The sequence below is a fragment of the Azospirillum doebereinerae genome (genome assembly GCF_003989665.1).
Lineage (GTDB): Bacteria > Pseudomonadota > Alphaproteobacteria > Azospirillales > Azospirillaceae > Azospirillum > Azospirillum doebereinerae.
In genome coordinates this window covers 24,084-34,899 of the sequence record NZ_RZIJ01000041.1, presented here as the reverse complement: position 1 = coordinate 34,899, position 10,816 = coordinate 24,084, and the positions used below count along the sequence as shown (strand labels likewise).

Here is a 10,816-nt window from a genome sequence, read left to right as displayed (position 1 = left end):
TGCTCCATTACATGGGATCTCCCGACGGCGCCGGCACCAGCGTGGTCAGCTTTTCCACGCAAAGTGCGGGAGAACCATCGATCTGGGGGAAGCTCAGCCCAAGCGTACTTGATCGCCACCTTCGAGTGCGGGTTCGACGCCGCCGCGTTGCAGACGATGTTGACCACCGGCAATCCCGCTGCGCTGGGCGCGACAACGGTCGCGCCGTCAGTCTTTGCGCCTCGCCGCCTCCATGCACCAATACCGTTCAACGTGGTGTTCGTTCGTGTATAGTGCATCCAAAGCACCTCGGTCGATGGCTCTGTTGTCCGACGTGCCACCCTCTCTCGGGTTGTGGACGGGTGGCATGCTTGGCATGGGAAATGGCAGGAATGGAGACGGCGGGTTATGATTGCACCGGCTGAAGGCTCGTCACCTATTGTCATCCAGGCGATCCAATGAAAAGCGCGATGCTGTTGGACGAGCGTTCCGAAGGCAGCGACAAGACGGTATCGCGGCAGGAGCGGGCGTATCGGCTGCTGAAATCCTTGATCGCGGAGGGCCGGATCGTTCCCGGCGAACGTCTGCAGGAAGCACAGGTTGCCAAGGCTTTCGGGATCAGCCGTTCGCCGGCCCGGCATGCCTTGCGATCGCTTTGCGCCGATCGGGTTCTCAACGAGCATGATGGCAAAGGGTATGTGGTCGCGGGCAACGACGAAACCGGTGGCGACGGACCGCTTGCCACCCTGGATCCGATCAAAATCCAGGCGACACCCCAATGGGAGCGAATCTACAAGGAGGTCGAACAGGAGCTTTTCATCCGCATCCTGTTCGGCGCGGTGAGGATCAACGAGAAGCAGTTGGCGCTGCATTTCGATGTCAGCCGCACGGTGACGCGCGATCTCTTGGCTCGCATGCACGGCATGGGGCTGATCGAAAAGGATAGCGCCGGCCATTGGCTGGCACGGCGCGTCACACCGGAACACATCCGCGATCTCTACGAAATGCGCCGTCTTCTCGAACCCAAGGCGCTGCTGAAGGCGCTGCCGCACATCGCGGCGGCGCAATTGCGGACGGTGCGTGGCAACATCCGGCACGCGCTGGACCAGTCAAGCCTTGGCAGTTCCGCCTTCGACGCTGTCGAGCGCGATCTGCACGTCGACATCCTCGGCTTCTGCCCCAACAAGGAGATGTTGCGGGCGCTGGAGCGGACCCATATGGTCTTCGGGCCGACGCGCTATCTGTTCCATCCGTTTCTGGGCGTTCCCGTCGAAATGATCGAGGGCGCGCTGAAGGAGCATCTGGACATCGTCGAGCGCGCTTTGCGCGGCGACGCGGACGGCGCTGCCCAGGCTCTTCACGATCACCTGAAAATGGCCGACGACCGCTGGCTGAAGCGCTTCGCCGTCATCGCCCAAACCACCCAGCTGCAGTTTCCCCCCTATCTCACGCCCGCCGACCCGCGTCAGGCTTCTGTCCAGTCCTGAGCCTTCCGGCGCCGAGCCCGGCACGGAGGGTGCCGGGCCGAACGCGTGTCCGGAACCGTCATCCGGGCCAGGACACGACGCGCTGGCGCTGCTGGCCGAGGCGTTCGATGCCGAGCGCGACCTCATCGCCCGGCTTCAGCCAGACCGGCTCCGGCTTCATTCCCATGCCGACCCCCGGCGGGGTTCCGGTGGCGATGACGTCGCCGGGACGCAGGGTCATGTAGGCGCTGCAATAGGACACCAACGTCGCCACGCCGAAGATCATGGTGCGCGTGTTGCCGGACTGCATCCGCCGGCCGTTCACGTCCAGCCACATGTCGAGAGCCTGCGGGTCCGGAACCTCGTCCGCCGTCACCAGCCACGGGCCGATGGGCGCGAAGCTGTCGCACCCCTTGCCCTTGTCCCATTGGGAGGACTGCATCTGGAACGCGCGCTCCGACACGTCGTTCATCACGCAATAGCCGGCGACGTGGTCGAGAGCCCGCTCCTCGCTCACGCAGCGCGCTTGGCTGCCGATCACGACGGCGAGTTCCACCTCCCAGTCGAGCTTGGTCGAGTGGCGCGGTTGAACGGTGTCGTCGTTCGGCCCGCAGATCGCGGTGGTCGGTTTCAGGAAGATGATCGGTTCGGAGGGACTGGGAAGCCCGGTTTCCGCCGCATGGTCGGAGTAGTTGAGCCCGATGCAGACCACCTTGGAGATGCCCTGGTACGGCACGCCGAGGCGCGGCGTGCCGGGAACAAGCGGCAGGCTTTCGGGATCGATGGCCGCGAGCGCGGCGAGCCCGGCGGGGGAAAGGTCGTCCGCCGTAAGGGCGTCGCGGAGGCCCGACAGATCGCGCAGCCGCCCCTGGCCGTCGATCATGCCGGGCTTTTCACGGTTCGGGTCACCGAATTGACAGAGCTTCATGGCACGGAATCCTGGCTGATCGTCCGCCGTTACGCGGCGTCGATTTGGGAGGTAAGGAGAAGAGTCCCGGAGCGGGCGGCCCCGTCAGGCGATGGTGGTGCCGGAATCCACGGTCCAGGCGGCCCCGTTGACGTGCTTGGCCTTGTCCGACAGCAGGAAGGCGATCACATCCGCGATGTCCTCGGGCTTGCCGTAGCCGGCGGCTCCGGCGCGGCGGATGCCGCCCGAGCGCCGGGCCTGCTCGTCCAGCGATTCGATCATCCGGGTTTCGACCGGGCCGGGAAGAACGGCGTTCACCCGGATCGCGGTGCCCGCCACGTCCAGCGCGGCCACGCGGGTCAACCCCAGCACCGCGTGCTTGGTGGCCACGTAGCCGGCCAACCCCGCCCGCCCGCGAATGGACGAGGTCGAGGCGGTGTTGACGACGGCGCCAGCCCCCCGTGGGATCATACGGGCGAGAACGTGCTTCAAGCCCAGGAAGACTCCCTTCGTGTTGACTTGGAGCAGGCGGTCGAACACGTCGTCCGGGTAGAGATGGATCGGGGCGACGACGCCCTCGATCCCGGCGTTGTTCACGAAGGCGGTGATCGGCCCAAGCTGCCGCTCCACCCGATCGACGCAGGCAGCGACCTGGGCGCCGTCCGCGACATCGGTCCGAAGGAAGAGCGCCCGGCGTCCGGCCGCCTCGACGAGGCGGGCCGTCTCCTCCCCCAGGGAGCTGTCGAGATCGGCGATGGCGACGTCGGCTCCGTCCCGGGCAAGCGCGACGGCGGTCGCCCGGCCGATGCCGCCGCCGCCGCCGGTCACCAGGGCGACGCTCACGACTTCACCAGCGAGCAGCCGCCCTCCTCCAGCGGACGCCACACCTGGGCCGCCGGAATGACCTTGCGAACGTGGTAATAATCCCAAGGTTGCTTCGACTCCTCCGGCTTCTTGACCTCGAACAGGTACATGTCGTGCAGCTTCCGGCCATCGATGCGGATGCTGCCCTTGCCGAAAAGCGGGTCGTCGGTGGGAAGGGCCTTCATCTTCTCGACCACCGCCTTGCCGTCGGCGGATCCTTCCGCCGCCTCGGTCGCGCGCAGGTAATGCAGCACCGACGCGTAGGCGCCGGCCTGGAGTGCGCTGGGGCGGCGGCCGCCGTTCCGGTCGGCGAAGCGCTTGCTCCAGGCGCGGGTCTGGTCGTTCAGGTCCCAGTAGAAGGCTTCGGTGAATTGCAGCCCCTGGACGACCGGCAATCCCAGCGCGTGCACGTCGTTGATGTACAGCACGGTGGCGACGAGGCGCTGACCGCCGCTGGTGATGCCGAACTCCACGGCCTGCTTGATCGAATTGATGGTGTCGCCGCCAGCGTTGATCAGCCCGATGACCTGCGCCTTCGACGCCTGGGCCTGGAGAAGGAAGGACGCGAAATCCTGGGTGTTCAGCGGCGTGCGCACGCCCCCCACCACCTGTCCGCCCATCTTCGTGACGACGTTCTTGACGTCCTGCTCCATCGCGTGCCCGAAGGCGTAGTCGGCGGTCAGGGTGAACCAGCTCTTGCCCCCGGACTGGACGACCGCGCTCGCGGTCCCGGTCGCCAGCGAATAGGTGTCGTAGGTCCAGTGGATGGTGTTCGGCGAACAGCTTTTCCCGGTCAGATCGGACGAGGACGGGCCGGAGGCCAGCATCACCTTGTTCTTGTCGCGGACGATGTTGCCCACGGCCAGCGCCACGGCCGAATTGGGCACGTCGACGATGACGTCGACGCCGTCGCGGTCGATCCATTCCCGTGCGGTGGCCGCCGCCACGTCGGCCTTGTTGAGGTGGTCGGCGCTGATGACCTCGATCGGCCGGATTTTACGGCCGGCGGTGAAATCCTCGATCGCCATCTGGACCGCGCTGATCGACCCGTTGCCCGTCACGTCGGCGTAGAGGCTGGACAGATCGGTCAGCACGCCGATCTTCAGCGGTGCCTGTTGCGCCTGCGCACCGACGGTCGAGAGACAGAGCGCGCCGATGGCCGACGCCAGGACGCTCCGACGGCGGAGTCCCTTGTTGTTCGTGGACATTGTTTCCTCCCAACGGTTCGGCGGCGCATCACGCTGCGAAGGGGATTGCGCCGTCGGAAGCGATGCTTCGTTTTCAGGTGACAGGGCGGGTGGGGTCGGGTCAGGGAATCAGGCGCTTGAGCAGACGCCTGTCCTCGACGGCGAAGCCGCCGCCGTAGACGTCGGACACCATGAAATGCGCGCCGAGAATCTCCGGTTCGAGAGCCGCGAGGGGATCGTACTCGGAGGCGTGCAGCGTCATCGTCGCCCGCCCGGACCGGGGCGGCGAGTATTCCAGCGGAGTGCGGCGGTAGACGATGTCCGCGTAGACGGGTTCGGGCCGTTCCGGATGGGGAACGCGACGGATATGGATCTCGCCGGCCGGCTGCTCGTCCCCTTCGACCAGCCGTACGGCCGGCGCGGTCTCGTCGGGCGTGAAGCTGAAGTCCGCCAGTGGTGTTCCTCGGCGTTTGACCCAGCCGTCGATGGCGCCATCGGGCTTCTCCTCGAACCGGTGGGTTGCGTCCTTCTTGGTGTAGCCGAAGATTTCGCGGCCCGCCGCGATGCCCATCGGGTCCGTGCAGTACATGAAGATGTGCGTGTGGGTGAACAGACCCTCGTAGCGCACCGGCACCGAAACCATGAGGTCGAACATGGCGCCGGCGTGCAGGGCCAGCGTGTGCCCCGGCGACAGCATGAAGCGGAAGGCGACGCGGTCGTTGACGAGTTCGAACGGCGTGTCCGCCAGCAGCGCCGCGACCTTGGACTGATCCACGCGGGTCACGACCTCCAGCGTGCGCAGCGGGCACTCCCATTCCAGCGGGTAGGCCGGCGCGTAGGGCGGGTTCACTCCGCTGTTCTCATGCATCTTGTATTTGCCGAACATCACGTTTCCTTCCTGGGGGGACGTCTTGACGCTGGGAATCTTGCCGGTTGCCGTCCCGGCTGCTTATCAGGCGACGGGCACCGGCCGGTGGCTGGGCCGGGCGTCGCGATCCTCGGTGGCGGACGGTGTGTGGCGGTCATCCTTTGCGACGCCGCCGTTCATGAGGATTGTGGGATCCGCCGCATCGACCGTAGTGAGGCCGCACAGCCCCATGGTCAGGTCGAGTTCGCGGTGCAGGATTTCCAGGCAGCGCGTGACGCCGGCTTCGCCCATGGCGCCCAGACCATAGAGGAAGGCCCGTCCGATCAGGACGCCCCTGGCGCCAAGGGCGAGGGCTTTCAAAACGTCTTGGCCGGACCGGATTCCGCTGTCGAACAGGATCTCGGTCCGCTGGCCGACGGCCTCGGCGATGGCGGGCAGCATCGCGATGCTCGACGGAGCGCCGTCGAGCTGACGGCCCCCGTGATTCGACACCACGATGGCGTCCGCCCCGTTCTGGACGGCCAGCCTCGCATCCTCGACGTCCATGACGCCCTTCACGATCAGCTTGCCGCCCCACAGTTTTCGGATCCACCGCACATCGTCCCAGGTCAGGGTCGGATCGAACTGCTGGCTGACCCAGTCGGCGAGCGAGGAAACGTCCGAAACCCCGGAGACATGGCCGACGATGTTTCCAAAGCTCCGCCGCTTGGTTTGCAGCATTCCCAGGCACCAGCGCGGTTTGGTCGCCAGATCGATCAGGTTGCGAAGGGTCGGCTTGGGCGGGGTAGACAGGCCATTCTTGAGATCCTTGTGGCGCTGTCCCTGAATTTGCAGATCAAGGGTGAGCACGAGGGCCGAACAATTCGCGGCCTTGGCCCGCGCGATCAGCCGTTCAATGAAACCCCGATCCCGCATGACGTAGAGTTGGAACCAGAACGGTTTTTCTGTATGGGCCGCCACATCCTCGATGGAGCAGATGCTGACGGTGGACAGCGTGAACGGCACGCCGAAGCGTTCCGCCGCGCGCGCCGCCAGGATCTCGCCATCGGCGCATTGCATGCCGGTCAAGCCGGTCGGCGCCAGAGCCAACGGCATCGAGACGGCGTTTCCCAGGATGCGGCTTTCCGTGGTCCGCCCGGCGATGCTCATCCCGATGCGCTGGCGGAACTGGATGGCAGCCAGATCGGCCGTGTTGGCGCGGTAGGTGGTTTCCGTCCAGGAGCCGCAATCGACATAGTCATAAAACATCCGTGGCACGCGGCGCTGCGCCAGGATGCGGAGGTCTTCGATGCAGGTGATCACGGGCCTGGGCGATGGCATGTGCGGTTCCGCTCGTTTGCGACGTCTGTGGCAGCGGCGGCCGTGTCCCGCGAAACGGGAGGTCGCGCTGGCGGATGCGGTCAAGCCGCGCCCCCGGAGGGGGCAAGCGATTAGACGTACATTGCATCCAAAGTACGTTTATAAAATGCAACGTCGCCGCTTGGCTGTCAATGGGATCTTCAAACCTTCCGTTGGGCGCACAATGGCCGCGCGTCACCGTGGCTATGGCTCGCTTTGGGCGGCACGCTGTCCCGGTCGAGCAGGGCCTCAGGCTCAAAGTCGGCGAAAAACAAAGGGGAAGGGACAGCTTTCAATGCCCCATGTCTCGGCACCGGGCCGGGATGATGCGTTCCGGCCCAGACTGTACATCTCCGGCCACTGGGGCCGTTGGTGCGTGACACGTTGGGCCGGCTCGGCTGGCCGATCGCCGTGGAGGACATCGCCGAACCGGCGCCGCCGCTCCGCCATTGCCGATCATCCAGGTGGTCGAGAATGCCGGATTCGGCATCACCCATCTGTACGGCTTGACCGGATGCTACGGTCCGGCCACCGTCTGCCTGCCGCAGCCCGAGTTGGCGGGACTGGCGCTGGAGGACAAGGCGCGCTTCATGGCGCGTCATGGCGTCAACCAGATCACGCTGGAGTGGAGGGGGTGCTCTACGCCCACTCCGCCGTACTGGAGGTCGCCGTGGTCGCCAAGCCCGACGCGCGGTGGGGCGAGACGCCCTGCGTCTTCGTCACCCTGCGCTCCCGACCACCGCCGAGGACATCATCGCCCACTGTCGGACCAATCCGGCCCGCTACAAGGCGCCGCGCAGCGTGGTGTTCGGCGACCTGCCCAAGATCGACACCGGCAAGATCCAGAAGAACCCGATGCGGCGCTCGCTGGAGTGAACCGGGGCGATCGCCGCAACGGGCTACTGCCTGAATGCCGCCAATCATCCAGGGCGTTCCGTAAAGCGCAACGCCGAGCACGAAACGGCCAGTTCTGATGGGAGGAAGCGTCACCCCCTGGCCTCGGCGGCCCATCCCAGGCAATCCGGCGGCCATCCGCCTTACGGAAGGCCGCTGCCGCCTGCGGATCCGTAGACGTGACCGGTGGCGAAGCTGCCGTCGTCGGCGGCCAGCTGCACATAGATCCCGGCGAGTTCCACCGGCTGCCCGGCCCGGCCCATCGGCGTCTCTTCGCCGAAATGCATCAGTTTCTCCTGGGTCGCCCCGCCGCTGACCTGCAACGGCGTCCAGATCGGACCGGGCGCCACGCCGTTGACGCGGATGCCACGGGGGGCCAGCTGCTTGGCGAGCGACCGGACGTAGTTCGACGTCGCCGCCTTGGTCTGGGCGTAGTGGTAAAGCTCGGCCGACGGGTCGATGGCCTGCTTGGAAGTCGTGCCGATGATCACCGAGCCCGGCTTCAGATGTGGCAGGGCCGCCTTGATGATCCAGAACGGCGCGTAGATGTTCGTCTTCATCGTCGCGTCGAACTCCTCGCTGGTGAGGTCGAGGATCGACGCGCAGGTCTGCTGGCGCGCGGCGTTGCTGACGAGGATGTCGAGCCCGCCGAGCCCGGCGACCGCGTCGGCCACCAGCTTCCGGCAGAACGCCTCGTCGCGCAGGTCGCCCGGCAGGGCGATGCCCTTGCGTCCCTCGGCCTCGATGAGGGCGATCACGTCACGGGCGTCCGGCTCCTCGGTCGGGAAATAGTTGATCGCGACGTCGGCCCCTTCCCGGGCGTAGGCGATGGCGGCCGCACGGCCCATGCCGGAATCGCCGCCGGTGATCAGGGCCTTCCGTCCGGCCAGACGTCCGGAGCCGCGATAACTCGTCTCGCCATGGTCGGGTGGCGGGTCCATGTCGCGGGCAAGACCCGGCCAGGGCTGGGACTGGCTCTTGTAGGGCGGCTGCGGGTATTTCGTCCGCGGATCCCGGAGGGCCGACGTGTTCTCGGTTTTTCCGGGGGCTCGACCGGAGCCGTGCGGCGGGATCGGCCTTTTGTCGTTTCCGTCCATGATCGTCTCCTGTCCTGAGGGCGCGTCTTGCGGAGAACCGTGCGGGATGGGATTCGTTGCCGTCCTCCACGCTGCCCGAATGTGTGTGGTCATCCTGGAACCAGAACCGCCGCGACAGCGACCGCAGAGGGTGGATGGTTCGGGCCGCCCTTCAATTCGGCGGCCTCAACCCGCCGTTTCGCAGGGCTTGACCCGGCGATTTTCCACATTTTTCCGTCAAACCCGACAGATTGCCGGATACCGCCCGTCGCACGGCCGGTACAGGCTGATGAACGGAAAGCGGGGCGGACGGACGAAGGGGGGAAATGCGGGCATGTACCATGACCATGTGCGCCGGGACAAACTGACGAGCAAGGCGTGGTTCCTGGGGGTGCTGGCGCTCGTCATCATGGCGGTCGGCGTCATGGGCGGCGTCGGCCACACCAGTCTCGGTGGGTTGATCGCACCGATTGCCGGGGGTTTGCCGGGCGGCGAGGCCCTTGTGAACGTCTGGGTCGCCCTTGCCCTTGCGTTGTTCCTGACGCTGAACGTCTATCTTCTCGGCCAACTCGGCATGCGGCTGCAGGTCGCCGCCGTCTGGCTGGAGGTGTTCAGCCTGTTCGCGTTGTTCTTCTACAGCTTCGACCTCTCCTACAGCTTCATCCTGGGCAAGCTGGCTTTCCTGGTCACCCAGGGTGTCGCCACGACCCTGTACATCTCGGCCATGTCCATCGCCATCGCCTTCGTGCTGGCGATGGTCGGCGCCATCGCGAAGCTGTCGGACAACGGCTTCGCCGTGGCCATCGCGTCCTTCTACACCTCCTTCTTCCGTGGCGTGCCGCTGCTGATCCAGATCTACCTGATCTACCTCGGCATCCCGCAGCTCGGTTACGTCATCGGGGCGATCCCGGCGGGCGTGGCGGCGCTGTCGCTCTGCTACGGTGCCTACATGACGGAGATCTTCCGCGCCGGCATCATGAGCATCCCCAAGGGCCAGTGGGAGGCCGCGCGCTCCCTCGGCTTCGGGCCGATGCGCACGCTGGGGATGATCATTCTGCCGCAATCCCTGCGCCTGATCATCCCACCGACCGGCAACCAGTTCATCGCCATGCTGAAGGACAGTTCGCTCGTCTCGGTGATCGGCGTGTGGGAGCTGATGTTCCTCGCCCGCACCCAGGGCCGCGAGGAGTTCCGGCACCTGGAGATGCTGATCACCGCCGCCGTCCTCTACTGGCTGCTCTCCATCGTTCTGGAGCGGGTGCAGGCCCATCTGGAACGCCGCTTGGCGCGCGCCCATCAGCACTGAAACGCGCCGCCCGCGCGCGAAAAATCAACGCATTCGAACGTCAAGGCTTCCCTTCACGTCAGGAGACGATTCATGACCCGGCTCAACTCCCTGTGCCTCGCCGCCGCCGCCATGGCTGCGCTCGCCCTCTCCACCGGCGCCGCCGAGGCGGGCGCCACGCTGGACCGCATCACGCAGAAGAAGGAGATGGTGGTCGCGACCGCCGCCAACTGGCCGCCGCAGTCCTTCATGAACAAGGACAACCAGCTCGACGGCTTCGACGTGGAGGTCGCCAAGGACATCGCCAAGCGGCTGGGCGCCACGGCCAAGTTCATCACGCCGGAATGGGGCATCATCACCGCCGGCAACTGGAACGGCCGCTGGGACATCTCCGTCGGCTCCATGACGCCGACGACCGGGCGGACCCGCGTCCTCGATTTTCCGGCGATCTACTACTACACGCCCTACGTCTTCGCCGTGCACAAGACCTCCAAGCTGGACAGCCGGTCGGCGCTGAACGGCAAGACCATCGGGGTCGAGGGCGGCACGACCTCCGAGGACTACATCAACGGCAAGCTGAAGATCGACGCCGTGGGCGTGCCAGACTTTGTGGCCGACGTGAAGCCGGGCGACGTCAAGACCTACGGCGACAGCGTCGGTCCGCTGGACGACCTGCGGCTGGGCGACGGCGTGCGGGTCGACGCCATCGTCTCCGCCCTGCCGACCGTCGACGCGGCGGTGAAGCGCGGTTATCCGATCCGCACCATCAACGACAAGCCGGCCTACCACGAGCCGCTGGCCATCGCCATCGACAAGGGCGACGCCGAGCTGAACGCCAAGCTGGTCGAAGCCGTGAACGCCATGAAGGCCGACGGCACGCTGAAGGCCCTGTCCGTGAAATGGTACGGGATCGACTACACCGTCGCCAAGTAAAGGAGCGGAACGCTTCGCC

General features: G+C 66.1%; 10 protein-coding genes and 1 pseudogene. 5 read left to right on the top strand and 6 right to left on the bottom strand.

All coding sequences use genetic code 11. From position 1 onward, the window contains the following. Window positions 1-449: 449 nt before the first annotated feature. Window positions 450-1,466 carry a GntR family transcriptional regulator gene (locus tag EJ913_RS29245; RefSeq protein ID WP_127004621.1) on the top strand — a complete coding sequence of 339 codons (1,017 nt, stop codon included), beginning with the start codon at window positions 450-452 and terminating at the stop codon, window positions 1,464-1,466. Between the two features lie 58 nt (window positions 1,467-1,524). Here the strand turns inward: EJ913_RS29245 and EJ913_RS29240 are convergent, their stop codons facing one another. The 5 genes from EJ913_RS29240 to EJ913_RS29220 all read right to left on the bottom strand — a co-directional run bounded on the left by EJ913_RS29240 (window position 1,525) and on the right by EJ913_RS29220 (window position 6,675). Continuing rightward, window positions 1,525-2,373: a fumarylacetoacetate hydrolase family protein gene (locus EJ913_RS29240; RefSeq protein WP_127004619.1), complete on the bottom strand. Its 849-nt coding sequence runs from the start codon at window positions 2,371-2,373 to the stop codon at window positions 1,525-1,527. 84 nt (window positions 2,374-2,457) lie between these two features. Then, window positions 2,458-3,195, bottom strand: coding sequence for an SDR family NAD(P)-dependent oxidoreductase (locus EJ913_RS29235; protein WP_185909998.1), 738 nt, complete (start codon window positions 3,193-3,195; stop codon window positions 2,458-2,460). Continuing rightward, the gene (locus EJ913_RS29230; protein WP_127004615.1) at window positions 3,192-4,424 is read right to left on the bottom strand and encodes an ABC transporter substrate-binding protein; all 1,233 of its coding nucleotides are present in this window, start codon (window positions 4,422-4,424) and stop codon (window positions 3,192-3,194) included. Before EJ913_RS29230 ends, EJ913_RS29235 begins: the two co-directional genes overlap by 4 nt. A 100-nt stretch (window positions 4,425-4,524) precedes the next feature. After that, the gene (locus EJ913_RS29225) at window positions 4,525-5,289 is read right to left on the bottom strand and encodes an acetoacetate decarboxylase family protein (protein WP_127004613.1); all 765 of its coding nucleotides are present in this window, start codon (window positions 5,287-5,289) and stop codon (window positions 4,525-4,527) included. Between the two features lie 66 nt (window positions 5,290-5,355). After that, on the bottom strand, window positions 5,356-6,675 hold the full coding sequence (locus tag EJ913_RS29220) for an alpha-hydroxy acid oxidase (RefSeq protein WP_342353718.1): 1,320 nt from the start codon (window positions 6,673-6,675) through the stop codon (window positions 5,356-5,358). Between EJ913_RS29220 and EJ913_RS33325 the strand changes: the two are divergent. Then, window positions 6,560-7,294, top strand: a pseudogene (locus EJ913_RS33325) (hypothetical protein); the annotation flags it as partial. The gene EJ913_RS29220 and the pseudogene EJ913_RS33325 overlap by 116 nt on opposite strands. An 8-nt stretch (window positions 7,295-7,302) precedes the next feature. After that, on the top strand, window positions 7,303-7,485 hold the full coding sequence (locus EJ913_RS31955) for a hypothetical protein (RefSeq protein ID WP_238520293.1): 183 nt from the start codon (window positions 7,303-7,305) through the stop codon (window positions 7,483-7,485). 161 nt (window positions 7,486-7,646) lie between these two features. Here EJ913_RS31955 and EJ913_RS29210 read toward each other — a convergent pair whose 3' ends face one another. Beyond that, on the bottom strand, window positions 7,647-8,600 hold the full coding sequence (locus tag EJ913_RS29210) for an SDR family oxidoreductase (RefSeq protein WP_127004607.1): 954 nt from the start codon (window positions 8,598-8,600) through the stop codon (window positions 7,647-7,649). Between the two features lie 313 nt (window positions 8,601-8,913). Between EJ913_RS29210 and EJ913_RS29205 the strand changes: the two genes are divergently transcribed. Both EJ913_RS29205 and EJ913_RS29200 read left to right on the top strand, forming a co-directional pair. Beyond that, complete coding sequence (locus EJ913_RS29205) at window positions 8,914-9,885, top strand: amino acid ABC transporter permease (RefSeq protein ID WP_127004605.1); 972 nt, start codon at window positions 8,914-8,916, stop codon at window positions 9,883-9,885. A gap of 72 nt (window positions 9,886-9,957) precedes the next feature. Then, entirely contained in the window at window positions 9,958-10,797 is an 840-nt protein-coding gene (locus EJ913_RS29200; protein ID WP_127004604.1) for a transporter substrate-binding domain-containing protein, read from the top strand. The last annotated feature ends 19 nt before the right edge of the window (window positions 10,798-10,816 follow it).

Excerpts from the sequence above, each read along its gene's own strand:
- EJ913_RS29210 (WP_127004607.1), bottom strand. The coding sequence starts at position 8,600 with ATGGACGGAAACGACAAAAGGCCGATCCCGCCGCACGGCTCCGGTCGA.
- EJ913_RS29200 (WP_127004604.1), top strand. The coding sequence starts at position 9,958 with ATGACCCGGCTCAACTCCCTGTGCCTCGCCGCCGCCGCCATGGCTGCG.
- EJ913_RS29245 (WP_127004621.1), top strand. The coding sequence starts at position 450 with ATGCTGTTGGACGAGCGTTCCGAAGGCAGCGACAAGACGGTATCGCGG.
- EJ913_RS29230 (WP_127004615.1), bottom strand. The coding sequence starts at position 4,424 with ATGTCCACGAACAACAAGGGACTCCGCCGTCGGAGCGTCCTGGCGTCG.
- EJ913_RS29225 (WP_127004613.1), bottom strand. The coding sequence starts at position 5,289 with ATGTTCGGCAAATACAAGATGCATGAGAACAGCGGAGTGAACCCGCCC.
- EJ913_RS29205 (WP_127004605.1), top strand. The coding sequence starts at position 8,914 with ATGTACCATGACCATGTGCGCCGGGACAAACTGACGAGCAAGGCGTGG.
- EJ913_RS29240 (WP_127004619.1), bottom strand. The coding sequence starts at position 2,373 with ATGAAGCTCTGTCAATTCGGTGACCCGAACCGTGAAAAGCCCGGCATG.